This window comes from Actinomadura rubteroloni, assembly GCF_002911665.1.
GTDB lineage: Bacteria > Actinomycetota > Actinomycetes > Streptosporangiales > Streptosporangiaceae > Spirillospora > Spirillospora rubteroloni.
Map to the genome: position 1 here is coordinate 1,889,299 of NZ_MTBP01000002.1, position 21,924 is coordinate 1,911,222.

The window sequence follows — 21,924 nt, forward strand, 5'->3', positions numbered from 1 at the left end:
CGTCAACTCCAGTACGCCAGCGGCTCGCCGGGCCCCCGGGACGCCACGAACGCCGCCGTGCCGACCCGGGGCTCGTCCCGCGCGGGCGCGACGGCGTGCAGCATCGCGGAGCTGAACATGATCAGGTCCCCGGCGGCGGGGCGGAACGTCAGCGCCGGCGGCCCCACCGATTCGGGGTCCAGGCCCTCCACAGCCCGGATCGTCGCGCTCTCGTCCGGGGTCGGTTCGCGCAGCCAGAGGTGCAGGTCGCCGCCCGCGCGGGGCGTCGCGAGATAGACGTTCGCGGTGAGCTGCTCGGTGATCCCGGCGATCTCCGGGGCGTCGGTCTCCTGGTCGATGCGGTCGTTGTGCGGGAAAAGCTCCGAGTCGTCGGGACGGAACACGCGCAGCGCGCCGACGAAGCACGCCCGGCCGCGCAACCGCAACAGCCCCGCGCCCGCCGGCCACAGCTCCTCCAGCCGCACCCGCAGCAGGTCGATCGGCGACGGGTACGGCGCGAACACCGCGCGGGCCGCCGCTGTGGAGGCCCGCGCGGACCGGTGGTAGGCGTCGATCCGCGCCGGGTCCCACGCGGTGTCCACGTGGGGCGTGAACACGCGGCCCACCGACCCGCTCTTGGCCTTGTGGTAGTTGCCCAGCTCGGGATGGTCGAGGGCGCGGACGGCCACCGCGCGCGCCGCGTCCGCCGGGTAGAACTCCCGCACATGGATCGCCGCGACCTCCCGCCGCGTCAGCGCGAGGAGGGCGTCCTCGGTCAACTCCCGCACGACGTCCGGCGGTGCACCGGCCGGGCGGCCGGCGGACGCGGCGTCCGGGCGGGGGGCTCCGGTCGCGGGCATGGCGGGTCTCCTCTCCTGTGCGGTGCGGTCAGCTCCGGCAGTCGATCGGCAGGGCGCTCGGCCCCTGGAACGCGGTGCCCGCGCGGGGGCCGGGCGGCCCGGCGGCGCGGACGTCGGACGTGCGGTCCAGCAGGACTTCCAGGGCGGTCACCAGCTCCAGCCGGGCGAGCGTCCGGCCGAGGCAGGTGTGGACGCCGAAGCCGAACGTCAGTGCACGCGGCCCTGCCCGGCCGGGCGTCCACGCGTCGGGTCCGGCGAAGACCCGGCCGTCGCGGTTCGCGCTCGCCAGCAGCACCTGGAGCGCCGCGCCCGCCGGGACGGCGACGCCGCCGAGCACCGTGTCCTCGGTGGCGTGCCGGAGCGTGGAGTGCAGCGGCGGCTCGAAGCGGAGCGTCTCGTCCACGGCCGGGCCGATCAGCGACCGGTCCGCGCGCAGCGCCGCGAGGCGTCCCGGGACGGCCAGCAGCACGGCGAGCAGGTTCGCCAGCCCCCGGACGGTCGTCTCCGTCCCCGCCGCGACGAGCAGCAGCACCAGCCGCACGAGCCCGTGTTCGTCCAGGCCGTGCCCGGGGTCGTGCAGCAGCCGCCCGAGCAGGCCCACGTCCACCCGGTGCGCGCGGACCAGCGCGGCCAGCCGCGCGTCGAGCCGGTCCCGCGCGGCCAGCGCCGCGAGCAGGTTCCCCTCCGGACGGTCCAGATACCGGATCACCGGGGCGAGCCCCGCGTAGAACTCGGCCGCCCGCCCGTCGGGGATCCCGAGCACGCCCGCGACGACCCGCACGGGCACGACCGCCGCGAACGACGCGACCGCGTCCACCGGCCCCCGGTCCACCAGCGGCGCCACCGCCCGCTCCACCACCGGGCGGACGAGCCCCGCCGCGTACCCCGTCACCGCCCGCGTCCGGAACTCCGGCGCCGCGACCCGCCGCAGCGCCCGGTGCCGCGGGCCCTCCAGGTCCAGCAGGTTCGGCCCGAACACCCGCCGCGTCGCCCGGAACGGGTGCGCGCCGGAGATCTCCGGACGCGTCAGCGCCTCCACAGCCGCCCCGTACCGCACGACCTGGACCATCCCCGTCTCGGCCGACCGCACGACCGGCCCGCGCGCCCGCAGCGCCGCGTAGTACCGCCACGGGTCCTCCCCGGGACGCGGCGGACGCACCGCCGCCACCGGCGGCGTCACGGCGCACCTCCGCCGGACGACTCCGCCCCGAACACGTCGTAGATCGTCGCCAGCCGCGAGAAGACCTCCGGATCGTGCTCCTCGGCCCGGATCTCGACGCCGAGGCAGTCCTCCGCGAAGGCGATCAGCTCGACCATCCGCAGCGAGTCCACGATCCCGAGCGCCAGCAGGTGGTCGCGTTCCCCGATCTCCGCCACGTCGGCCCGCTCCCGCGCGTCCGCGAGATAGGCCCGCGTCCGCGCGTAGAACTCCGCCCTGGTCACCATCGCCGTCACCCGCGCCCGAGCGACGCGGCCAGCGCGTCGCGGTCGACCTTGCCGTTGCCGTTCACCGGGATCCGCTCCACGAACCGCACCACGCGCGGCACCATGTACGCGGGCAGCGACGCGAAACACCGCTCCCGCAGCCCGGCCGCCGCGACGTCCCGGCCCGGAGCGGTCACCACGAACGCCGCCAGCGCCGGGCCGCCCGCGTCGTCCACCGCGAGCACCGCCGCGCCCTCCACCCCCGGCACCGCCAGCAGCCGCCGCTCGATCTCGCCCGGTTCGACCCGGTTCCCATGGATCTGGACCTGCGCGTCCCGGCGGCCCGCGAAGTACAGCGCGCCGTCGGGCCCGAGCCGCGCCAGGTCCCCGGACCGGAACACCCGCTGGCCCGACTCCGGGCAGCGCGGGTCGGGCACCAGTGCCGCCCGCGTCGCCTCCGGGTCCGCCCAGTACCCCGAGAACAGCGCCGTCCCGCGCAAATGGATCTCGCCGACCGCGCCGGGCGTCGTCACCGGAGCGCCGCGCTCGTCCAGCAGCATCAGCTCCGCGCCCGGATGCGCCGGGCCGATCGGCAGCCCCGCGTCCGGCACCGGATCGGGGATCTCCCCGAACGAGCACGCGATCGACTCCGACTGCCCGAACACGTTGACCATCCGCGTCCGCGGCAGCAGTGCGCGCAGCCGCCGGAACTCCGGCACGGGGAACGCCTCCCCGCCCACGATGATCTGCCGCAGCCGGTCGCGCAGCACCGGCAGCTCGTCCGCCGCGTGCCGCAGCACCGGCCGCCACACCGACGGCACGCCGTCCACCTGCGTGACGCCCGCCGCGTCCAGGAACCGGACGAACCGGCGCGGCTGGCGCAGCAGCCCGCGCGGCACCGGGACGAGCGCCGCGCCGCCGCCGAGCGCCTGCCCGAGGTCCAGCAGCGTCATGTCGAACTGGAACGGCGAGACCGTCGCGACCCGGCCGTCCGCGCCCGGCGCGCACTGCGCGAGCATCCCCCGGAAGAACGCGACGACCGCGCGGTGGCTCATCACGATGCCCTTGGGCCGCCCGGTCGTCCCCGAGGTGAACACGATGTGCGCGGGGTCGGTCGGGACGGCCCGGAACGGCGACCCCCGGCGCGGTCCCGCCCGCAGCGGCCGTAACCCCGCGTCGTCGAGCAGCCCGGTCGCGCAGCCGTCCGGCGCGACGCCGAGCCGGTCCGGACGGGCCGCCAGCACCAGCGCCGGACAGGTCGCCGCCACGATCTGCCGCACCCGCTCCACCGGCATCTCCGGGCTGACCGGGACGAACGTCAGCCCCGCGCGCGAGCACGCCAGCAGCGCCACGACCGACGCCGCCGACGTGTCGGAGTCGATCAGCACCCGGTCGCCCGCCGCCAGCCCCAGCCCGCCGAGCACGTCCGCCGCGCGCACCACCCGGTCGCGCAGCTCGCCGTAGCCGATCTCCTCGAACCCGCCGCCCGGGCACGGCCGGACGATCGCCGGCCGGTCCGCCCCGGCACCGGCCGACGCGAGCAGGAAACCGTCGACCAGCTCGTCGCCCCCGGACACGTCGTCCTCCCACCTCGACCACGCCCATCACGGTCCGATCACGACGAATGTCGTGGACAGGCCCGCGACGCACCATTGACGCCGCCGAGGCTAACCAGGCGATTACGCACCGTCAACAGCCATTAACGCCTTACCTGACAGCAAGCCAAATCCGACCACGGCGAGCCAAAATCGCCCATGACCTGCTAGTTCGCCAGACGTCCCGCCACCCGACCGCTCCGCAGCCCACAACCCGACCGCCGGAAGCCCCAATTTTTTGAGGCCGCCTTTACTTGAGAACACAACAAATCGCTATAGGCAACTATTTCGCCGGAACCCCCACCAAAAGCCAACGAACCAAACAAATCAGCGACGCCGCGCCACCGCCGACAGCAGCAGTCCCAGACCCCACGGCCCCGCCACCCAGATCCACCACGGATACGTCCACACGCCCGCCACCGCCAGCACCAACCACACGGTGAAGCTGACTCCGCTCACCAGAGCCCAACCCGACCACGCCAGCCGCCCGCCGCCGCCCCGCGCCACGTCCCGGCCCCCGCGCGCCGCCGGAACCCGGTCGTACCGCTGCGCCACCGGCACCGGATACCCCGGCGCGTCCGGATCCTCCTCCGGCAGGTCCGCCGTCAGCTCCGCCAGCTCCCCGAGCGTCCGCGCCGCGTAGACCGCCTCGATCCGCTCCGTCAGCTCGTCGGTCGTCAGCCGCCCGACCGCGCAGTGCTCCCGCAGGCTCGCCGCCACCCGGTCCCGGTCGGCGTCCGACGCCCGCATCTCAGGATTCGGCAACCGCCACCTCCGCTCAGGACCCCGCGCCGAGTCCCAGCCTGGCGAACCACTCCCGGCCCTCGTCAAGGGCCGTCAGCACCCGCGGCCCCTCCGGCGTCACCGCGAACGTGTGCTCGAAGTGCGCCGAGGACCGGCCGTCCGCCGTGACGACCGTCCAGCCGTCGTCCAACTCCTCGGTCTCCTTCGTGCCGAGGTTCACCATCGGCTCCACCGCGAAGCACATCCCCGGCTCCAGCACCGGGCCGTGCCCGGGCGCGCCGTGGTTCGGGATCAGCGGGTCCATGTGCATCTCGGTCCCGATGCCGTGCCCGCCGTAGCCCTCGACGATCCCGTACGGCCCCTGATCGCGGATGTAGGACTCGACGGCGTGCGACATGTCCGTCAGCCGCGCCCCCGCGACGCCCGCCGCCAGACCGTGCCACAACGACGCCTCGGTGACGTCCAGCAGCGTCCGCAGCTCGGCGTCGATCTCCCCCACCGGGACGGTCACCGCCGCGTCGCCGTGCCAGCCGTCCACGATCGCGCCGCAGTCGATCGAGATGATGTCGCCGTCCCGCAGCACCTTCCCCTTCCGGGGGATGCCGTGGACGATCTCCTCGTTCACCGACGCGCAGATCGTCCCGGTGAACCCGTGGTACCCGAGGAACGACGGCACGCCGCCGTGGTCGCGGATGTGCTGCTCGGCGATCGTGTCGAGGTCCAGCGTGGTGATGCCGGGCTTCACCGCCGCCCGCAGCACCTCCAGCGTCCGCCCGACGAGCAGCCCCGCCGCGCGCATCAGCTCGACCTGCTCGGCGGTCTTCACCTGGATCGCCGGCCTGCGCCGTTTGAACATCATTCCCCTCCCCCTGGACCGGCGGCGGGCCGCGCCGGGAACCCCCGGCGGGCCGCGTGCCGTCTCACGCCGCGGGGGACTCCAGCGCGGTCAGCGCGCGCCGGGTGACCTCCTCGACCGTGCCGGTCGCCTCGATCCGGACGAGGATCCCCTCGCCGCCGTAGAACTGCACCAGCGGAGCCGTCTCGCGCTGGTAGACCTCCAGCCGGTGCCGGACGACCTCTTCCTTGTCGTCCTCGCGCTGGAACAGGTGCCCGCCGCAGTCGTCGCAGACGTCGTCGCGCTTGTCGTCGAAGTCGACGTGCCAGATCTTCTGGCAGGACACGCAGGTGCGCCGGCCCGACAGCCGCCGGACGACCTCGTCCTCGTCCACCACCAGTTCGAGGACGACGTCCAGCCGGACGTCCCACTCGGCGAGCATCTTCTTCAGCGTCTCGGCCTGCGGGACGTTCCGGGGGAAGCCGTCCAGCAGGAAGCCGTTCCGCGCGTCGGGCTCGCCGAGCCGGTCCCGGACCATCGCGATCGTCACCTCGTCGGGGACGAGGTCGCCGCGGTCCATGTACTCCTTGGCCCGGCGGCCGAGGTCGGTGCCCTCGCTCACGTTCGCGCGGAAGATGTCACCCGTCGAGATCTTCGGGACCGACAGATGACCTGCGATGAACTGGGCCTGTGTCCCCTTGCCCGCACCCGGGGGGCCCACCAGAACGATGCGCATCTACCGGAGGAAGCCCTCGTAGTTGCGCTGCTGGAGCTGAGATTCGATCTGCTTCACGGTATCCAGTCCGACGCCGACGATGATGAGAATGCTCGTCCCGCCGAAGGGGAAGTCCTGGGTCGCCTTCAACAGTGCGAACGCGACCATCGGAATCAGTGCGACGAGCCCCAGGTACAGCGCACCGGGTGTGGTGATCCGGGTCAGCACATAGTCGAGGTACTCGGCGGTCGGCCGGCCCGGACGGATGCCTGGGATGAACCCACCATACTTCTTCATGTTGTCGGCGACTTCAGTGGGGTTGAACGTGATGGCCACATAGAAGTACGTGAAGAAGATGATGAAGACGAAGAACACGGCCATGTGCCAGGGATTCCCCTGGTCCAGGTACGGCTTGAGGTCCTGGAGCCACTTGGTGTTCGGCCAGAGCTGGGTCGCCAGCAGCGGCAGGTAGAGCAGCGAGGAGGCGAAGATCACGGGGATGATGCCCGCCTGGTTGACCTTCAGCGGGATGTAGGTGGACGTCCCGCCGTACATCCGCCGCCCGACCATCCGCTTGGCGTACTGGACGGGAATGCGCCGCTGCGCCTGCTCCACGAACACGACGCCCGTCATGATCGCCAGACCGACGATCACGACCATCGCGAAGACGAAGCCGCCCTTCTGCTGGTAGATGCTCCAGAACTGCTGCGGGAACACCGCGACGACCTGCGTGAAGATCAGGATCGACATGCCGTTGCCGACGCCGCGGTCGGTCACCAGCTCGCCGAGCCACATGATCACCGCGGTGCCGGCCGTCATGCAGACCACGATCGTGATGATCGTGAAGACGTCCGTCTTGTAGAGGACGCTGTCGGCGCCGGAGATGCCCTGGAAGAGCTGCCCGGTGCTCGCCATCGCGACGATGCCCGTCGACTGCAGGATCGCCAGCCCGACCGTCAGGTACCGCGTGTACTGGGTGATCTTCGTCGTCCCGGCCTGGCCCTCCTTCTTGAGGGCCTCCAGGCGCGGAATCACGACCGTCAGGAGCTGCAGGATGATGCTCGCGGTGATGTACGGGTAGATACCGAGAGCGAAGATCGACAGCTTGAGCAGCGCGCCGCCGCTGAACAGGTCGACAAGGCCGTAGAGCTGGCTCTGCGACTTGGCCGCGTCGGCGGTGTCCGCCAGCACCTTGGTGTTCACGCCCGGAGCAGGGAGCATCGCGCCGATCCGGTACACGACGATCATCGCGAGCGTGAACAAGATTTTCTTACGCAGGTCAGGCGTACGGAAAGCCCGAGCGAACGCGGTCAGCACCATTCCTCCTGCGCGACTGACGAATCCATGACAGCCGTGGGGCCGGTTTCAGATCAAGTGGACGTCGGGGAGACGACGGAGGGCCGCCCCCGCCGCTGCGACTCTAGCAGCGAGTGTGACCAGGGCCGCACCCCCGCGCGCACGGACCCGGTGGTCCCTGGCACACGGTGAGCACGGCCCTGGCCTCACGTGAGCGATTTCTTACAGCTCGTCGGCGGATCCTCCGGCGGCGGTGATCTTCTCCTTGGCCGAGCCGGAGAAGGCGTGCACCTTCACCTGCACGGCGACCGAGATCTCACCGGTGCCGAGGATCTTGACCGGACGGTTCCGGCGCACCGCGCCCTTCGCCGCCAGGTCCTCCGCCGTGACCTCGCCGCCCTGCGGGTACAGCTCGGCGAGCTTGTCCAGGTTCACGACCTGGAACTCGACCCGGTTCGGGTTCTTGAAGCCCTTGAGCTTCGGAACCCGGCGGATCAGCGGCATCTGGCCGCCCTCGAACCCGACGGGGACGGTGCTGCGCGCCTTGGTGCCCTTGGTGCCGCGACCCGAGGTCTTGCCCTTGGACGCCTCGCCGCGGCCCTTGCGGGTCTTCGCGCGGTTGGCGCCGGGGGCCGGACGAAGGTGGTGCACCTTCAGCGGGCCGCCTTCGGTGGCGTCGTTCGCCATGTCAGTCGACCTCCTCGACGGCGACCAGGTGGTTCACCGTCCGGATCATGCCGAGCACCTCGGGACGGTCCTCGCGGACCACGCTCTGCCCGATCTTCTTCAGGCCGAGGGTGCGCAGCGTGTCACGCTGGTTCTGCTTCTCACTGATCACGGACTTGGTCTGCGTGATCTTCAGCTTCGCCATCAGCCCGCGACCTCCGCCCGAGGCTCGCTGCCGGCGGCGCGCGCCCGCAGCATCGCGGCGGGGGCCACGTCCTCGATCGGCAGGCCGCGCTTGGCCGCGATCTCCTCCGGGCGCTTCAGCGCCTTGAGGCCCGCGACGGTCGCGTGGACGATGTTGATCGCGTTGTCGGTGCCGAGCGACTTGCTCAGCACGTCGTGGATGCCGGCGCACTCCAGGACCGCGCGCACCGGGCCGCCCGCGATGACACCGGTACCGGGGCTGGCCGGACGCAGCAGGACGACGCCCGCCGCGGCCTCCCCCTGGACGGTGTGCGGGATCGTGCCCTGGATGCGCGGCACCTTGAAGAAGTGCTTCTTGGCCTCCTCGACGCCCTTGGCGATCGCCGCGGGCACCTCCTTGGCCTTGCCGTAGCCGACGCCGACCGTGCCGTTGCCGTCACCGACGATCACCAGGGCGGTGAAGCTGAAGCGACGACCGCCCTTGACGACCTTGGCGACACGGTTGATCGCCACGACCTTCTCGATGTACGACTGACCCTTGTCGGCGCCACCGCGGCGGTCGTCGCGGCGGTCGCGACGGTCGCCACCCTGACCGCCGCCGCGCCTCTGCGCTGCCATCAGTGGTTCCTCTTCTCGTTCGTCGTCGGGGCCGTCAAAGCTCCAGGCCCCCCTCGCGCGCACCGTCGGCGACGGCGGCGACGCGCCCGTGGTACTTGTTGCCGCCGCGGTCGAACACGACGGCCGTCACCCCGGCCTCCTTGGCCCGCGCGGCGACGAGCTCGCCGACCTTGCGGGACTTGGCGGTCTTGTCGCCGGCGTCGTTGCGCAGGTCCGCCTCCATCGTCGACGCCCACGCGACCGTGTGGCCGACGCTGTCGTCGATGACCTGGACGAACACGTGCTTGGTCGAACGCGTCACGACGAGGCGAGGACGCGCGGCGGTGCCGACGACCTTCTTGCGGACCCGCAGGTGACGCCGCTTGCGGGACTTGGTCCGCGCCGACGTGGGCTTGGCGGCCAGGGCCTTCGTGCCTGCCATGACTACTTACCAGCCTTTCCGACCTTGCGACGGATCTGCTCGCCCTCGTAACGCACGCCCTTGCCCTTGTACGGGTCGGGCTTGCGCAACTTCCGGATCCGCGCGGCGATCTCGCCGACGAGCTGCTTGTCGATTCCCTCGACAGTGAGCTGGGTCGGCCGCTCGACCGTGAAGGTGATGCCCTCCGGCGCCTCGAACGGGATCGGGTGGCTGTAGCCGAGCGAGAACTCGAGGTTCTTGCCCTTGGCCACCACGCGGTAACCGACGCCCTGGATGACCAGGGTCTTCTTGTACCCCTCGGTCACGCCGACCACCATGTTGGCGATCAGGGACCGGGTGAGCCCGTGCAGGGCCCGGACGGTGTTGACGTCGTTCGGCCGGGACACGGTGACCTGACCGTCCTCCAGCGCGACCGCGATCGGCTCGGCGACGGTGTGCGACAGCGCGCCCTTCGGCCCCTTCACGGAGACCTCGCGGCCGTCGATCTTCACCTCGACGCCGCCGGGCACGGCCACGGGGAGACGTCCAATGCGAGACATGTCTTGACCCTCCCCTCTACCAGACGTAGGCGAGGACTTCGCCGCCCACGCCGCGCTTGCCGGCCTGCCGGTCCGTCATGAGGCCGGACGACGTCGAGATGATCGCGACGCCCAGTCCCCCGAGGACCCTAGGCAGGTTGTCCTTCTTCGCGTAGACCCGCAGACCGGGCTTGGAAACGCGCTTGATGCCCGCGATCGAACGCTCTCGCGTCGGCCCGAACTTCAGGTCGATCAGAAGCTTCTTACCGACCTCGGCGTCCTCCACGCTCCATCCCGAGATGTAGCCCTCCTGCTGGAGGATCTCGGCGATGTGCGCCTTGATCTTCGAGTACGGCATCGCGACCGAGTCGTGGTACGCCGAGTTAGCGTTGCGCAGACGCGTCAGCATGTCTGCGATCGGGTCGGTCATCGTCATGGCCTGCTGGCCCTCCCTCGCCACGGTTTCCGTTCCGGACCTGTGGCGCGGTCATGGACGCCTTCGTCAGGCGCCCGGTCGGTCATTTCCTGGCCGGAGCCGCGGCCCCCGGGAACGCGGGGGCCAGCGGACTACCAGCTCGACTTGGTGATGCCGGGCAGCTCGCCCCGGTGCGCCATCTCACGGAAGCAGACACGGCACAGGCCGAACTTCCGGTAGACGGAGCGCGGACGTCCGCAGCGCGAGCACCGAGTGTACGCGCGCACGCCGAACTTGGGCTTCCGGGCCGCCTTGGCGATCAGCGACTTCTTCGCCATGCTCAGTTCTCCTTGAACGGGAAGCCGAGGAGCTTCAGCAGCGCCCGGCCCTCGTCGTTGGTCTTCGCCGTCGTCACCACGGTGATGTCCATGCCGCGCTGACGGTCGACCTTGTCCGGGTCCACCTCGTGGAACATGACCTGCTCGGTCAGCCCGAACGTGTAGTTCCCGTTGCCGTCGAACTGCTTCGGCGACAGGCCGCGGAAGTCACGGATGCGGGGCAGCGCCGTGGACAGCAGACGGTCCAGGAACTCCCACATCCGGTCGCCGCGCAGCGTCACGTGGCAGCCGATCGGCATGCCCTCGCGGAGCTTGAACTGGGCGATGGACTTCTTCGCGCGGTTGACCATCGGCTTCTGACCCGTGATCAGGGTCAGGTCGCGGACGGCGCCCTCGATCAGCTTGGCGTCCCTGGCCGCCTCGCCGACCCCCATGTTGACCACGATCTTGGTCAGGCCGGGGATCTGCATCACGTTGGCGTAGCCGAACTGCTCCTGCATCGCCTTCGCGATCTCCTCGCGGTAGCGGAGCTTGAGCCTCGGCTGCGGCACGGGCCGCTCGGTCGCGGTTTCGGTCATCTCAGATCTCCTTGCCACTGCGGCGCGAGATCCGGACCTTGGTGCCGTCGTCGTTGAAGCGGTACCCGACGCGGACGGGCTTGCCGTCCTCGACCAGGGCCACGTTGCTGACGTGAAGCGGCGCCTCGACGGTCACGCGGCCGCTCTCCTTGCCGGCTCGCTGCGCGTCGGCCTTGATGTTCTTGGTGATGAGGTTCGCGCCCTCGACCACGACGCGCTCGCGACGCAGGTCGACGCGCAGGACCTTGCCCGTCTTGCCCTTGTCCTTGCCGGCGATGACGATGACCTCGTCGCCCTTGCGGATCTTCATCACAGCACCTCCGGCGCGAGCGAGACGATGCGCATGAACTTCTTGTCGCGCAGCTCACGGCCGACCGGGCCGAAGATGCGGGTGCCGCGCGGGTCGCCGCCGTCCTTGATGAGGACGGCCGCGTTCTCGTCGAAGCGGATGTAGGAGCCGTCCGGGCGCCGGCGCTCCTTACGGGTGCGCACGACGACCGCCTTGACGACGTCACCCTTCTTGACGCCAGCGCCGGGAAGGGCGTCCTTCACCGTCGCGACGATGACGTCGCCGACTCCCGCGTAGCGCCGACCCGAGCCGCCGAGAACGCGGATGCAGAGGATCTCCTTCGCACCCGTGTTGTCGGCGACCTTGAGTCGCGACTCCTGCTGGATCACGTTGACTCCTGTTCGTCACACCGGTTCTCCGTGTCGCCACGGAGCCTGGTGGAACCGTTCTGTGGACTGCGGGGGGACGCCCCGCGAAGGGCCTCGCGGCCCGGTGCGCGACCTACTTCGCCTTCTCCAGCAGCTCCGTCACGCGCCAGCGCTTGGTCGCCGACAGCGGACGGGTCTCCATGAGGCGAACGCGGTCGCCGACGCCGTACTCGTTGTTCTCGTCGTGCGCCTTGTACTTCGTCGTCCGACGGATCACCTTGTGGTACCGACGGTGCGTGATGCGGTCCTCGACGGACACGACCACGGTCTTGTCCATCTTGTCGCTCACCACAATGCCTTCGAGCACCTTGCGGGTGGTCCGCTGCTCGGCCGGCTGCTCAGTCATCGCTCTCGCCCTCCGCGGCGTCCTCGGCCACCGTGACGATGCCGAGCTCGCGCTCGCGCATCACGGTGTAGATGCGGGCGATCTCGCGCTTCACCGTACGCAGCCGCCCGTGGCTTTCCAACTGGCCGGTCGCGGCCTGGAAGCGGAGGTTGAACAGCTCCTCCTTCGCCTCCTTGAGCTTCGTGACCAGAACGTCCTGGGGCTCGCTCCGCAGCTCGTCGGCGATCAGACCCTTAGACATCAGGCCTCCACCTCCCGCTTCACGATCTTGCACTTCATCGGGAGCTTGTGGATGGCGCGGGTGAGCGCCTCACGCGCGACCTGCTCGTTCGGGTACGAGATCTCGAAGAGAACGCGGCCCGGCTTGATGTTCGCCACCCACCACTCGACCGAGCCCTTACCGGAACCCATGCGGGTCTCGGCGGGCTTCTTGGTCAGCGGACGGTCCGGGAAGATGTTGATCCACACCTTGCCGCCACGCTTGATGTGCCGGGTCATCGCGATACGAGCGGCCTCGATCTGCCGGTTCGTGACGTACGCCGGCTCGACGGCCTGAATGCCGTACTCGCCGAACGTGACCTTCGTACCGCCCTTGGCCATCCCCCGGCGCTTCGGGTGGTGCTGCTTGCGGTGCTTGACCTTACGAGGGATCAGCATCGGTTATTCAGCTCCCCTCACCACTCGCAGCGGGAGCACCGGCCTCAGCCGAGGCGGGAGCCTGCTGCTCGGAACTCTGCTGACGCGGGGCGCCGCCGCGCTCGCCGCCACGGCCACCGCGGCCGCCACGGCCACCGCCGCCACGGCGCTCGCCGCCACCACCGCCGCCGCCGCCACCGCGACGGTCGCGGTCACGGCCGCCGCCGCCCGCGGCGCGCTGCTGCGCGGCCTTGGCCTCGCGCTCGGCGCGCGTCGGCGCGGCCTCGCCCTTGTAGATCCAGACCTTCACGCCGATGCGGCCGAACGTCGTCCGGGCCTCGTAGAAGCCGTAGTCGATGTCGGCGCGCAGCGTGTGCAGCGGGACCTGGCCCTCGCGGTAGAACTCCGACCGCGACATCTCGGCGCCGCCGAGACGGCCGCCGCACTGGACCTTGATGCCCTTGGCGCCGGACTTCATCGCGGACTGGATCGCCTTGCGCATCGCGCGACGGAACGCCACGCGGCTGGAGAGCTGCTCGGCCACGCCCTGCGCGACGAGCTGCGCGTCGATCTCGGGGTTCTTGACCTCGAGGATGTTCAGCCGGACCTGCTTGGCGGTCAGCTTCTCAAGGTCGCCGCGCAGGCGCTCGGCCTCCGCGCCGCGCCGGCCGATGACGATGCCCGGACGCGCCGTGTGGATGTTGACCTCGACACGGTCCCGGGTGCGCTCGATCTCGACCTTGGAGATGCCCGCCCGGTCCATGCCCTTCTGCAGCATGCGCCGGATCTGGACGTCTTCCTTGACGTAGTCCTTGTAGAGCTTCTCGGCGAACCACACGCTCTTGTGGTCGGTGGTGATGCCGAGCCGGAACCCGTGCGGGTTGATCTTCTGACCCACTAGCGGGTCCTCCTCGTCTTCTTGCCGCCGGCCGCCGCTTCTTCACGCGACTCGACCACCACGGTGATGTGGCTGGTCCGCTTGTTGATGCGGTAAGCCCGGCCCTGGGCGCGGGGGCGGAAACGCTTGAGCGTCGGCCCCTCGTCCACCCACGCACGGCTCACGACGAGCGTGCCGGTCTCGAGCTTGAAGTTGTGCTCGGCGTTGGCGATGGCACTCGCCAGCACCTTGCCCACCGGCTCGCTCGCAGCCTGGGGGGCGAACCGCAGCACCGCCTGGGCCTCAGCGGCGGGCAGGCCGCGGATGAGGTCCACCACGCGGCGGGCCTTCCTGGGCGTGACGCGGATGAACCGCGCCTGGGCCCTGGCTTCCATCGCTTCCCTCTCTCCTACGATCTACTGCCCGCTCAGCCGCGACGGCTGCGACGGTCTTCCTTGACGTGGCTGCGGAACGTGCGGGTCGGCGCGAACTCGCCGAGCTTGTGCCCCACCATCGCGTCGGTGACGAACACCGGGACGTGCTTGCGCCCGTCGTGCACGGCGATCGTGTGCCCGATCATGTCCGGGACGATCATGGAGCGCCGGGACCACGTCTTGATGACGTTCTTGGTGCCCTTCTCGTTCTGGGCGTCCACCTTCTTCTGAAGGTGGTCGTCCACGAAGGGGCCCTTCTTGAGGCTACGTGGCATGACTGGCGACTCCTACCGCTTCTTCTTGCTGCGCCGACGGACGATGAGCCGGTCGCTGGCCTTGTTCGCCTGGCGAGTACGGCCTTCCTTCTTGCCGTTGGGGTTGACCGGGTGGCGACCACCGGAGGTCTTGCCCTCACCACCGCCGTGCGGGTGGTCGATCGGGTTCATGGCGACACCGCGGACGGTCGGGCGCTTGCCCTTCCACCGCATGCGGCCGGCCTTGCCCCAGTTGATGTTCGACTGCTCGGCGTTGCCCACCTCGCCGACCGTGGCGCGGCACCGGACGTCCACCATGCGCATCTCGCCGGACGGCATGCGCAGCGTGGCGTACTTGCCCTCCTTGGCGAGGAGCTGGACGCCCGCGCCCGCGCTGCGGGCGATCTTGGCGCCGCCGCCGGGACGCAGCTCGATCGCGTGGACGACCGTACCCGTCGGGATGTTGCGCAGCGGGAGGCAGTTGCCGGGCTTGATGTCGCTGCCCGGACCGTTCTCCACGCGGTCGCCCTGCTTGAGGCCGTGCGGCGCGAGGATGTAGCGCTTCTCGCCGTCCGCGTAGTGCAGCAGCGCGATGCGAGCCGTGCGGTTCGGGTCGTACTCGATGTGCGCGACCTTCGCCGGGACGCCGTCCTTGTCGTGGCGACGGAAGTCGATCAGCCGGTAGGCGCGCTTGTGCCCGCCGCCCTGGTGCCGGGTGGTGATGCGGCCGTGGTTGTTGCGGCCGCCCTTCTTCGGAAGAGGACGCAGCAGCGACTTCTCGGGCTCGCGGCGCGTGACCTCCACGAAGTCGGCCACGCTGGACCCGCGACGACCCGGAGTCGTCGGCTTGTACTTACGGATGCCCATCTTTTTCGTTCATCCCTTATTTCGCTCTTCGGTCGTGCGGGCCGTCAGGCCCCGCCGCCGAAGATGTCGATCGGCTGCTCGCCCTCGGCCAGGCTCACGATGGCGCGCTTGGTGTCCTTGCGCTTGCCGTAACCGAACCGGGTCCGCTTGCGCTTGCCCGGACGGTTGAGCGTGTTGACCCCCGCCACCTTGACGCTGAAGATGGCCTCGACGGCCTGCTTGATCTGCGTCTTGTTGGCGTCGGGACGGACGAGGAAGGTGTACTTGCCCTCGTCCAGCAGCCCGTAGCTCTTCTCCGAGACGACCGGCGCGAGAATGATGTCGCGCGGGTCGGCGATCTTGGCCATGGTGACCCGCCTTACTTCTTCGTCGCGCGCGCGATGAACTCGTCGTACGCCTTCTGCGTGAAGACGACGGCGTCGTTCACCATCACGTCGTAGGTGTTGAGCTGGTCGGACACGAGCAGGTGCACCGACGGCTCGTTGCGCAGGCTCTTCCAGGTGACCTCGTCCTCGCGGTCGACGACGACCAGGACGCGCCGGGCGTCGGTGATGCCGCGCAGCGCGGTCACCGCGGCCTTCGTCTTCGGCGTCGTGCCCTCGACGAGGCCGTCCACGACGTGCACCAGGCCGTTGCGCGCACGGTCGGACAGCGCGCCCCGCAGGGCGGCGGCCTTCATCTTCTTGGGCGTCCGCTGCGAGTAGTCGCGCGGCTGCGGGCCGTGGACGACGCCGCCGCCGGCGAACTGCGGCGCGCGGGTCGAGCCCTGGCGGGCGCGGCCGGTGCCCTTCTGCCGGTAGGGCTTCTTGCCGCCGCCGGAGACCTCGCCGCGGGTCTTGGTCGAGTGCGTGCCCTGGCGGGCCGCGGCCTGCTGGGCCACGACGACCTGGTGGATCAGCGGGACGCTGGTCTGCGCGCCGAAGATCTCCGCGGGCAGTTCGATCTCGATCTTGGTGGTCACTTGCCCGTCCCCTTCACTGCGTCGCGGACGAGGACGAGGCCGCCGTTCGGACCGGGAACCGCACCCTTGATGAGCAGCAGGTTCTTCTCGGTGTCGATGGCGTGGACCGTCAGGTTCTGCACGGTCGTGCGCGCGTTGCCGTGACGACCGGCCATCCGCAGGCCCTTGAAGACGCGGCCGGGGGTCGCGCAGCCGCCGATGGAACCCGGCGAGCGGTGCTTGCGCTGGGTGCCGTGCGACGCGCCGAGGCCCTTGAAGCCGTGGCGCTTCATGACGCCCGCGGTGCCCTTGCCCTTGCTGGTGCCGGTCACGTCGATGCGCTGACCGGTCTCGAAGACGCCGGCGGTGATCTCCTGGCCGAGTTCGTACTCGGTGGTGTCGTCCAGTCGCAGTTCGGTGAGGTAGCGGCGCGGAGTCACGCCCGCCTTCTCGAAGTGACCCTTGCGCGGCTTGTTCACCTTGCGGGGGTCGATCTGCCCGTAGCCGATCTGGACGGCCGTGTAGCCGTCCGTCTCCTGCGTACGGATCTGGGTGACGACACACGGCCCGGCCTGGACGACGGTCACCGGAACGATCCGGCCCTCATCGTCGAAGACCTGGGTCATGCCGAGCTTCTCGCCCAGGACGCCCTTCCTCTGCGTACTCATTGTCGGTGCGTCCCTTAGAGCTTGATCTCGATGTCAACGCCGGCCGGAAGGTCGAGACGCATCAGCGAATCGACCGTCTTGGGCGTCGGGTCGATGATGTCGATCAACCGCTTGTGCGTGCGCATCTCGAAGTGCTCGCGCGAGTCCTTGTACTTGTGCGGCGAGCGGATGACGCAGTACACGTTCTTCTCGGTCGGCAGCGGCACCGGGCCCGCGACCTTGGCGCCCGTCCGCGTCACCGTCTCAACGATCTTCTTCGCGGAGGTGTCGATGACCTCGTGGTCGTAGGCCTTGAGCCGGATGCGGATCTTCTGTCCCGCCATGAGGGCCTCGGTGTCCTTTGCTGGTAGTGCCGCTGTGTTTGCTGGGGTCGTGCCGCGGCGGTCCGGCCTGCTCACGCGCGGCCGGACCGCCGCGTCCGACGAGGGTGTTACTTGTTGATCTTGGTGACGCGGCCCGCGCCGACCGTCCGGCCACCCTCACGGATGGCGAACTTCAGGCCCTCTTCCATGGCGACGGGCTGGATGAGCTCGACGTTCATCTCGGTGTTGTCGCCCGGCATGACCATCTCGACGCCCTCGGGAAGGTTCACCACGCCGGTGACGTCCGTCGTCCGGAAGTAGAACTGCGGACGGTAGTTGTTGAAGAACGGCGTGTGGCGCCCGCCCTCGTCCTTGGACAGGATGTAGACCTGCGCCTCGAACGAGGTGTGCGGGGTGTTCGTGCCCGGCTTGATGACGCACTGGCCGCGCTCGACGTCCTCGCGCTTGATGCCGCGCAGCAGCAGGCCGACGTTGTCACCGGCCTGGCCCTGGTCGAGCAGCTTGCGGAACATCTCGACACCGGTGACCGTGGTCTTGGCCGCGGTGTCCTTGATGCCGATGATCTCGACTTCCTCGTTGACGTTGACCACGCCGCGCTCGATGCGGCCGGTCACGACGGTGCCGCGGCCGGTGATCGAGAAGACGTCCTCGATCGGCATCAGGAACGGCTTGTCGGTGTCGCGGACGGGCTCGGGGACGTTCTCGTCCACCGCGGCCATCAGCTCGAGGATCGACTGGCCCCACTTCTCGTCGCCCTGGAGCGCCTGGAACGCCGAGACGCGCACGACCGGCACGTCGTCGCCCGGGAACTCGTACTCCGAGAGCAGCTCGCGGACCTCGAGCTCGACGAGCTCCAGGATCTCCTCGTCGTCCACCATGTCGCACTTGTTCAGCGCGACGACGATGTAGGGGACGCCGACCTGGCGAGCGAGCAGCACGTGCTCCTTCGTCTGCGGCATCGGGCCGTCGGTCGCCGCGACCACCAGGATGGCGCCGTCCATCTGCGCCGCACCGGTGATCATGTTCTTGATGTAGTCGGCGTGACCCGGGCAGTCGACGTGAGCGTAGTGACGCGACTCGGTCTGGTACTCGACGTGCGCGATCGAGATCGTGATACCGCGCTCGCGCTCCTCCGGCGCCTTGTCGATGTCCTCGAACGGCGTGAAGGGGTTGATGTCGGGGTGCGCGTCGTGCAGCACCTTGGTGATCGCCGCGGTAAGAGTGGTCTTACCGTGGTCGATGTGACCGATGGTGCCGATGTTCACGTGCGGCTTGGTCCGCTCGAACTTGGCCTTCGCCACTGTTGCTCCTTGATGCGATCCTCGGCCGGTCCAAGCCGGCCGCTTCGATGTGTGCTGCCTGGTGATCTGTGACTAGGCCGGGAGCTACTCGCCCCGCGCCTTGGCGATGATCTCCTGCGCGACGTTCCCCGGAACCTCCGCATAGGAGTCGAACTGCATGGTGAACACAGCCCGGCCCTGGGTCTTGCTGCGCAGATCACCCACGTAGCCGAACATCTCGGACAGGGGCACCAGTGCCTTGACGATGCGCATTCCGTGCAGCTCGTCCATGGACTGAACCTGACCGCGCCGGCTGTTGAGGTCGCCGATCACGTCGCCCATGTTGTCCTCGGGCGTCGTGACCTCGACGGCCATCATCGGCTCCAGCAGCGCGGGGGCGGCCCGGCGGGCAGCCTCCTTGAACGCCATGGATCCGGCGACCTTGAACGCCATTTCCGACGAGTCGACCTCGTGGTAGGCGCCGTCCAGCAGGGTGACCTTGACGCCGACCAGCGGGTAGCCGGCGAGGACGCCGAACTGCGCGGCCTCCTGGCAGCCCGCGTCCACCGACGGGATGTACTCCCGGGGGATGCGGCCACCGGTCACCTTGTTCTCGAACTCGTAGGCGTCGGACCCGCCGCCGAGCGGCTCGAGGTTGATGATCACGCGGCCGAACTGGCCCGAGCCACCCGTCTGCTTCTTGTGGGTGTACTCGACCTTCTCGACCTTCTTCGTGATCGACTCGCGGTAGGCCACCTGCGGGCGACCCACGTTCGCGTCGACCTTGAACTCGCGCTTCATCCGGTCGACGAGGATCTCCAGGTGGAGCTCGCCCATGCCCGAGATGACCGTCTGACCGGTCTCCTCGTCCGTGGCGACCCGGAAGGACGGGTCCTCTTCGGCCAGCCGCTGGATCGCGGTGCCGAGCTTCTGCTGGTCGGCCTTGGTCTTCGGCTCGATCGCGACGTCGATCACCGGCGCCGGGAAGTTCATCGACTCGAGGACGATGGGGTCCTTCTCGTCGCACAGCGTCTCACCGGTGGTGGTCTGCTTGAGGCCCATCACCGCGACGATGTCACCGGCGCCGACGTGCGTGATCTCCTCGCGCTTGTTGGCGTGCATCCGGTAGATCTTGCCGATCCGCTCCTTGCGCTCCTTGATGGAGTTCAGCACCGAGGTGCCGGCCTCCAGGACGCCGGAGTAGACGCGGATGAACGTGAGCTTGCCCAGGTGCGGGTCGCTCGCGATCTTGAACGCCAGCGCGGAGAACGGCTCGTCCTCGCTCGGCTTGCGCGAGATCGCCTGCTCCTCGTCGCGGACGGCGTGGCCGACGATGGCCTCGACGTCCAGCGGCGACGGCAGGTAGCGGACGATCGCGTCCAGCAGGGGCTGCACGCCCTTGTTCTTGAACGCGGTGCCGCAGAACACCGGGGTGAGGCTCGCGGCGAGGGTCGCGCGGCGGACGGCGACGTGGATCTGCTCCTCGGAGAGCTCGGCGCCCTCCAGGTAGGCCTCCATGACCTCGTCGTCGTTCTCGCCGAGGGTCTCGATCAGCTTGTCGCGCCACTCGGCGGCCTGGTCGGCGTAGTCGGCGGGGATGTCGACCTTGTCGTACATCTCGCCGAGCTTCGCCTCGGCGTTCCACACGAGCGCCTTCATCGACACGAGGTCGATGACGCCCTGGAAGTCCGACTCGGCCCCGATCGGGAGCTGCATGACCAGCGGCGTGGCGTAGAGCCGCGTGCGGATCATGTCGACGCAGCGCATGAAGTCGGCGCCGGTCCGGTCCAGCTTGTTCACGAAGCAGATACGCGGGACTTCGTAGCGGTCGGCCTGGCGCCACACGGTCTCGGACTGCGGCTCGACGCCGGCCACACCGTCGAACACCGCGACGGCACCGTCCAGGACGCGCAGCGAGCGCTCCACCTCGACGGTGAAGTCGACGTGGCCCGGGGTGTCGATGATGTTGATGGTGTGCTCGACGGCCTCGACGGGCCACTTGCAGGTGACGGCGGCGGAGGTGATGGTGATCCCCCGCTCCTGCTCCTGCTCCATCCAGTCGGTCGTGGCCGCACCGTCGTGCACCTCGCCGATCTTGTAGCTCATCCCGGTGTAGTACAGGATGCGCTCAGTCGTCGTGGTCTTGCCCGCGTCGATATGGGCCATGATCCCGATGTTGCGGACCTTGGCCAGGTCCACACCGGTTTTGGTAGCCACTTTCGTCCTCGCGTCCCTCGTGTTCGTGCCGGGGTTACCAGCGGTAGTGGGCGAACGCCTTGTTCGACTCCGCCATCTTGTGCGTGTCCTCGCGCTTCTTCACCGACGCGCCGAGGCCGTTGCTGGCGTCGAGCAGCTCGTTCATGAGCCGCTCCATCATGGTCTTCTCGCGACGCTGCCGGGCGTAGAGCACCAGCCAGCGCAGGGCCAGCGTGGTGCTGCGCGCGGGCCGCACCTCCACCGGGACCTGGTAGGTCGCGCCGCCGACGCGGCGGCTCTTGACCTCGATGGTCGGCTTGACGTTGTCCAGCGCGCGCTTCAGCGTGACGACCGGGTCGTTGCCGGTCTTCTCGCGAGCGCCCTCCAGGGCCTCGTACACGATGCCCTGGGCGATGGACCGCTTGCCGTCCAGCAGCACCTTGTTGATCAGCGCGGTGACCAGCGGCGAGTTGTACACCGGGTCAGCGATCAGCGGGCGCTTGCCAGGTGATCCCTTGCGCGGCATTAGCTCTTCTCCTTCTTGGCGCCGTAGCGGCTGCGCGCCTGCTTGCGGTTCCGGACGCCCTGCGTGTCCAGCGAACCGCGAATGATCTTGTACCGAACGCCCGGGAGGTCCTTCACTCGGCCGCCGCGCACGAGCACGATCGAGTGCTCCTGCAGGTTGTGCCCGACGCCGGGGATGTAGGCCGTGACCTCGATCCCGCTGGTCAGCCGGACACGGGCGACCTTGCGAAGCGCGGAGTTCGGCTTCTTGGGCGTCGTCGTGTAGACGCGCGTGCAGACACCCCGGCGCTGGGGACTGCCCTTCAGCGCAGGCGTCTTGTTCTTGGTCACCTTGTCCTGGCGGCCCTTTCGGACCAGCTGCTGGATCGTGGGCACCGCGTCTCCGTCTTCCCTCGTACCGAGCCGGTAAGTCTGTGTTCTGCCTGAACTCCGCTCACGCGAAGTCCGTCATCACCACCTCGTACCGAGGCTGTGACCTGCCGGTTTCCCGACCTCTCCGACCCACGCGGTCGGGCGTGTCGCTCCGCTTCCGCGTCTTGGAACGCGTTTCCCGCGGGGACCCACACGTGACCGCCCGGCCCGCACGGGGCCAGATCAAGCCGGGGAGTGATGCGCGGCCCTTGGACCTGGTCGAACAACCTTGCCTGAGCGCAC

Annotated in this window: 33 protein-coding genes; all 33 read right to left on the reverse strand. The window is 69.6% G+C overall.

What is annotated here, in order from left to right; genetic code table 11:
• Positions 1-2 precede the first annotated feature (2 nt).
• The 33 genes from BTM25_RS20105 to rpsL all read right to left on the reverse strand — a co-directional run bounded on the left by BTM25_RS20105 (position 3) and on the right by rpsL (position 21,645).
• On the reverse strand, positions 3-839 hold the full coding sequence (locus BTM25_RS20105; RefSeq protein WP_146059089.1) for a 2OG-Fe(II)-dependent halogenase WelO5 family protein: 837 nt from the start codon (positions 837-839) through the stop codon (positions 3-5).
• 28 nt (positions 840-867) lie between these two features.
• Positions 868-2,019, reverse strand: coding sequence for a cytochrome P450 (locus BTM25_RS20110; protein WP_103564374.1), 1,152 nt, complete (start codon positions 2,017-2,019; stop codon positions 868-870).
• The gene (locus BTM25_RS20115) at positions 2,016-2,285 is read right to left on the reverse strand and encodes an acyl carrier protein (protein ID WP_103564375.1); all 270 of its coding nucleotides are present in this window, start codon (positions 2,283-2,285) and stop codon (positions 2,016-2,018) included. Before BTM25_RS20115 ends, BTM25_RS20110 begins: the two co-directional genes overlap by 4 nt.
• Before the next feature lie 5 nt (positions 2,286-2,290).
• Positions 2,291-3,841 (reverse strand): AMP-binding protein, encoded by a 1,551-nt coding sequence (locus BTM25_RS20120; protein ID WP_103564376.1) that lies wholly within the window; start codon positions 3,839-3,841, stop codon positions 2,291-2,293.
• Positions 3,842-4,186: 345 nt separating this feature from the next.
• Complete coding sequence (locus BTM25_RS20125) at positions 4,187-4,624, reverse strand: DUF1707 SHOCT-like domain-containing protein (RefSeq protein ID WP_328589653.1); 438 nt, start codon at positions 4,622-4,624, stop codon at positions 4,187-4,189.
• Positions 4,625-4,637: 13 nt separating this feature from the next.
• On the reverse strand, positions 4,638-5,459 hold the full coding sequence (gene map / locus BTM25_RS20130; RefSeq protein WP_103564759.1) for a type I methionyl aminopeptidase: 822 nt from the start codon (positions 5,457-5,459) through the stop codon (positions 4,638-4,640).
• Positions 5,460-5,523: 64 nt separating this feature from the next.
• Positions 5,524-6,174 (reverse strand): adenylate kinase, encoded by a 651-nt coding sequence (locus BTM25_RS20135; protein ID WP_103564378.1) that lies wholly within the window; start codon positions 6,172-6,174, stop codon positions 5,524-5,526.
• Positions 6,175-7,470 carry a preprotein translocase subunit SecY gene (gene secY, locus BTM25_RS20140; RefSeq protein ID WP_103564760.1) on the reverse strand — a complete coding sequence of 432 codons (1,296 nt, stop codon included), beginning with the start codon at positions 7,468-7,470 and terminating at the stop codon, positions 6,175-6,177.
• Between the two features lie 201 nt (positions 7,471-7,671).
• A complete protein-coding gene (rplO, locus tag BTM25_RS20145; protein WP_103564379.1) occupies positions 7,672-8,136 on the reverse strand; it encodes a 50S ribosomal protein L15 in 465 nt (154 codons plus the stop codon).
• Position 8,137: 1 nt separating this feature from the next.
• Positions 8,138-8,320, reverse strand: coding sequence for a 50S ribosomal protein L30 (gene rpmD / locus BTM25_RS20150; RefSeq protein ID WP_019632601.1), 183 nt, complete (start codon positions 8,318-8,320; stop codon positions 8,138-8,140).
• Positions 8,320-8,937, reverse strand: coding sequence for a 30S ribosomal protein S5 (rpsE, locus tag BTM25_RS20155; RefSeq protein WP_378186573.1), 618 nt, complete (start codon positions 8,935-8,937; stop codon positions 8,320-8,322). Before rpsE ends, rpmD begins: the two co-directional genes overlap by 1 nt.
• Positions 8,938-8,971: 34 nt before the next feature.
• On the reverse strand, positions 8,972-9,358 hold the full coding sequence (rplR, locus tag BTM25_RS20160; protein ID WP_103564380.1) for a 50S ribosomal protein L18: 387 nt from the start codon (positions 9,356-9,358) through the stop codon (positions 8,972-8,974).
• 2 nt (positions 9,359-9,360) lie between these two features.
• Complete coding sequence (gene rplF, locus BTM25_RS20165) at positions 9,361-9,897, reverse strand: 50S ribosomal protein L6 (RefSeq protein ID WP_103564381.1); 537 nt, start codon at positions 9,895-9,897, stop codon at positions 9,361-9,363.
• A 16-nt stretch (positions 9,898-9,913) separates the two neighbouring features.
• Positions 9,914-10,312 carry a 30S ribosomal protein S8 gene (rpsH, locus tag BTM25_RS20170; RefSeq protein WP_103564382.1) on the reverse strand — a complete coding sequence of 133 codons (399 nt, stop codon included), beginning with the start codon at positions 10,310-10,312 and terminating at the stop codon, positions 9,914-9,916.
• Between the two features lie 131 nt (positions 10,313-10,443).
• Positions 10,444-10,629, reverse strand: a complete 186-nt coding sequence (locus tag BTM25_RS20175; protein ID WP_018657585.1) for a type Z 30S ribosomal protein S14 — start codon at positions 10,627-10,629, stop codon at positions 10,444-10,446.
• Between the two features lie 2 nt (positions 10,630-10,631).
• Entirely contained in the window at positions 10,632-11,207 is a 576-nt protein-coding gene (rplE, locus tag BTM25_RS20180) for a 50S ribosomal protein L5 (protein ID WP_103564383.1), read from the reverse strand.
• Between the two features lies 1 nt (position 11,208).
• The gene (gene rplX / locus BTM25_RS20185; protein WP_103564384.1) at positions 11,209-11,517 is read right to left on the reverse strand and encodes a 50S ribosomal protein L24; all 309 of its coding nucleotides are present in this window, start codon (positions 11,515-11,517) and stop codon (positions 11,209-11,211) included.
• Positions 11,517-11,885 (reverse strand): 50S ribosomal protein L14, encoded by a 369-nt coding sequence (gene rplN / locus BTM25_RS20190; RefSeq protein WP_103564385.1) that lies wholly within the window; start codon positions 11,883-11,885, stop codon positions 11,517-11,519. The genes rplX and rplN overlap by 1 nt, the downstream gene beginning before the upstream one ends.
• 112 nt (positions 11,886-11,997) lie before the next feature.
• The gene (rpsQ, locus tag BTM25_RS20195; protein ID WP_103564386.1) at positions 11,998-12,270 is read right to left on the reverse strand and encodes a 30S ribosomal protein S17; all 273 of its coding nucleotides are present in this window, start codon (positions 12,268-12,270) and stop codon (positions 11,998-12,000) included.
• On the reverse strand, positions 12,263-12,511 hold the full coding sequence (gene rpmC / locus BTM25_RS20200) for a 50S ribosomal protein L29 (RefSeq protein WP_103564387.1): 249 nt from the start codon (positions 12,509-12,511) through the stop codon (positions 12,263-12,265). The genes rpsQ and rpmC overlap by 8 nt, the downstream gene beginning before the upstream one ends.
• On the reverse strand, positions 12,511-12,927 hold the full coding sequence (gene rplP / locus BTM25_RS20205) for a 50S ribosomal protein L16 (protein ID WP_103564388.1): 417 nt from the start codon (positions 12,925-12,927) through the stop codon (positions 12,511-12,513). Before rplP ends, rpmC begins: the two co-directional genes overlap by 1 nt.
• A 7-nt stretch (positions 12,928-12,934) precedes the next feature.
• The gene (gene rpsC / locus BTM25_RS20210; protein WP_103564389.1) at positions 12,935-13,804 is read right to left on the reverse strand and encodes a 30S ribosomal protein S3; all 870 of its coding nucleotides are present in this window, start codon (positions 13,802-13,804) and stop codon (positions 12,935-12,937) included.
• Positions 13,804-14,178, reverse strand: coding sequence for a 50S ribosomal protein L22 (gene rplV / locus BTM25_RS20215; protein ID WP_103564390.1), 375 nt, complete (start codon positions 14,176-14,178; stop codon positions 13,804-13,806). The genes rpsC and rplV overlap by 1 nt, the downstream gene beginning before the upstream one ends.
• 32 nt (positions 14,179-14,210) lie before the next feature.
• Positions 14,211-14,492, reverse strand: coding sequence for a 30S ribosomal protein S19 (gene rpsS, locus BTM25_RS20220; RefSeq protein WP_067487253.1), 282 nt, complete (start codon positions 14,490-14,492; stop codon positions 14,211-14,213).
• A 12-nt stretch (positions 14,493-14,504) separates the two neighbouring features.
• Positions 14,505-15,338 carry a 50S ribosomal protein L2 gene (gene rplB, locus BTM25_RS20225; RefSeq protein ID WP_103564391.1) on the reverse strand — a complete coding sequence of 278 codons (834 nt, stop codon included), beginning with the start codon at positions 15,336-15,338 and terminating at the stop codon, positions 14,505-14,507.
• A 44-nt stretch (positions 15,339-15,382) separates the two neighbouring features.
• Positions 15,383-15,685 (reverse strand): 50S ribosomal protein L23, encoded by a 303-nt coding sequence (gene rplW / locus BTM25_RS20230; protein WP_103564392.1) that lies wholly within the window; start codon positions 15,683-15,685, stop codon positions 15,383-15,385.
• An 11-nt stretch (positions 15,686-15,696) separates the two neighbouring features.
• Positions 15,697-16,299, reverse strand: coding sequence for a 50S ribosomal protein L4 (gene rplD, locus BTM25_RS20235; protein WP_103564393.1), 603 nt, complete (start codon positions 16,297-16,299; stop codon positions 15,697-15,699).
• Entirely contained in the window at positions 16,296-16,946 is a 651-nt protein-coding gene (gene rplC / locus BTM25_RS20240) for a 50S ribosomal protein L3 (RefSeq protein ID WP_103564394.1), read from the reverse strand. Before rplC ends, rplD begins: the two co-directional genes overlap by 4 nt.
• 14 nt (positions 16,947-16,960) lie before the next feature.
• Positions 16,961-17,269: a 30S ribosomal protein S10 gene (rpsJ, locus tag BTM25_RS20245; RefSeq protein ID WP_018657599.1), complete on the reverse strand. Its 309-nt coding sequence runs from the start codon at positions 17,267-17,269 to the stop codon at positions 16,961-16,963.
• Positions 17,270-17,376: 107 nt separating this feature from the next.
• Positions 17,377-18,570: an elongation factor Tu gene (tuf, locus tag BTM25_RS20250; RefSeq protein ID WP_103564395.1), complete on the reverse strand. Its 1,194-nt coding sequence runs from the start codon at positions 18,568-18,570 to the stop codon at positions 17,377-17,379.
• Positions 18,571-18,654: 84 nt separating this feature from the next.
• The gene (fusA, locus tag BTM25_RS20255) at positions 18,655-20,766 is read right to left on the reverse strand and encodes an elongation factor G (protein WP_103564396.1); all 2,112 of its coding nucleotides are present in this window, start codon (positions 20,764-20,766) and stop codon (positions 18,655-18,657) included.
• Positions 20,767-20,800: 34 nt separating this feature from the next.
• Positions 20,801-21,271, reverse strand: a complete 471-nt coding sequence (gene rpsG, locus BTM25_RS20260; RefSeq protein ID WP_019632620.1) for a 30S ribosomal protein S7 — start codon at positions 21,269-21,271, stop codon at positions 20,801-20,803.
• A complete protein-coding gene (gene rpsL, locus BTM25_RS20265) occupies positions 21,271-21,645 on the reverse strand; it encodes a 30S ribosomal protein S12 (RefSeq protein ID WP_019632621.1) in 375 nt (124 codons plus the stop codon). The genes rpsG and rpsL overlap by 1 nt, the downstream gene beginning before the upstream one ends.
• Between the last annotated feature and the right edge of the window lie 279 nt (positions 21,646-21,924).

What these genes read in the sequence shown, in the direction of transcription:
- BTM25_RS20105 (WP_146059089.1), bottom strand. Translation starts at nt 839, where the DNA reads ATGCCCGCGACCGGAGCCCCCCGCCCGGACGCCGCGTCCGCCGGCCGC.
- BTM25_RS20115 (WP_103564375.1), bottom strand. Translation starts at nt 2,285, where the DNA reads ATGGTGACCAGGGCGGAGTTCTACGCGCGGACGCGGGCCTATCTCGCG.
- map (WP_103564759.1), bottom strand. Translation starts at nt 5,459, where the DNA reads ATGTTCAAACGGCGCAGGCCGGCGATCCAGGTGAAGACCGCCGAGCAG.
- BTM25_RS20135 (WP_103564378.1), bottom strand. Translation starts at nt 6,174, where the DNA reads ATGCGCATCGTTCTGGTGGGCCCCCCGGGTGCGGGCAAGGGGACACAG.
- rplO (WP_103564379.1), bottom strand. Translation starts at nt 8,136, where the DNA reads ATGGCGAACGACGCCACCGAAGGCGGCCCGCTGAAGGTGCACCACCTT.
- rpmD (WP_019632601.1), bottom strand. Translation starts at nt 8,320, where the DNA reads ATGGCGAAGCTGAAGATCACGCAGACCAAGTCCGTGATCAGTGAGAAG.
- rpsE (WP_378186573.1), bottom strand. Translation starts at nt 8,937, where the DNA reads ATGGCAGCGCAGAGGCGCGGCGGCGGTCAGGGTGGCGACCGTCGCGAC.
- rplR (WP_103564380.1), bottom strand. Translation starts at nt 9,358, where the DNA reads ATGGCAGGCACGAAGGCCCTGGCCGCCAAGCCCACGTCGGCGCGGACC.
- rplF (WP_103564381.1), bottom strand. Translation starts at nt 9,897, where the DNA reads ATGTCTCGCATTGGACGTCTCCCCGTGGCCGTGCCCGGCGGCGTCGAG.
- rpsH (WP_103564382.1), bottom strand. Translation starts at nt 10,312, where the DNA reads ATGACGATGACCGACCCGATCGCAGACATGCTGACGCGTCTGCGCAAC.
- BTM25_RS20175 (WP_018657585.1), bottom strand. Translation starts at nt 10,629, where the DNA reads ATGGCGAAGAAGTCGCTGATCGCCAAGGCGGCCCGGAAGCCCAAGTTC.
- rplE (WP_103564383.1), bottom strand. Translation starts at nt 11,207, where the DNA reads ATGACCGAAACCGCGACCGAGCGGCCCGTGCCGCAGCCGAGGCTCAAG.
- rplX (WP_103564384.1), bottom strand. Translation starts at nt 11,517, where the DNA reads ATGAAGATCCGCAAGGGCGACGAGGTCATCGTCATCGCCGGCAAGGAC.
- rpsQ (WP_103564386.1), bottom strand. Translation starts at nt 12,270, where the DNA reads ATGACTGAGCAGCCGGCCGAGCAGCGGACCACCCGCAAGGTGCTCGAA.
- rpmC (WP_103564387.1), bottom strand. Translation starts at nt 12,511, where the DNA reads ATGTCTAAGGGTCTGATCGCCGACGAGCTGCGGAGCGAGCCCCAGGAC.
- rplP (WP_103564388.1), bottom strand. Translation starts at nt 12,927, where the DNA reads ATGCTGATCCCTCGTAAGGTCAAGCACCGCAAGCAGCACCACCCGAAG.
- rplV (WP_103564390.1), bottom strand. Translation starts at nt 14,178, where the DNA reads ATGGAAGCCAGGGCCCAGGCGCGGTTCATCCGCGTCACGCCCAGGAAG.
- rpsS (WP_067487253.1), bottom strand. Translation starts at nt 14,492, where the DNA reads ATGCCACGTAGCCTCAAGAAGGGCCCCTTCGTGGACGACCACCTTCAG.
- rplB (WP_103564391.1), bottom strand. Translation starts at nt 15,338, where the DNA reads ATGGGCATCCGTAAGTACAAGCCGACGACTCCGGGTCGTCGCGGGTCC.
- rplW (WP_103564392.1), bottom strand. Translation starts at nt 15,685, where the DNA reads ATGGCCAAGATCGCCGACCCGCGCGACATCATTCTCGCGCCGGTCGTC.
- rplC (WP_103564394.1), bottom strand. Translation starts at nt 16,946, where the DNA reads ATGAGTACGCAGAGGAAGGGCGTCCTGGGCGAGAAGCTCGGCATGACC.
- rpsJ (WP_018657599.1), bottom strand. Translation starts at nt 17,269, where the DNA reads ATGGCGGGACAGAAGATCCGCATCCGGCTCAAGGCCTACGACCACGAG.
- rpsG (WP_019632620.1), bottom strand. Translation starts at nt 21,271, where the DNA reads ATGCCGCGCAAGGGATCACCTGGCAAGCGCCCGCTGATCGCTGACCCG.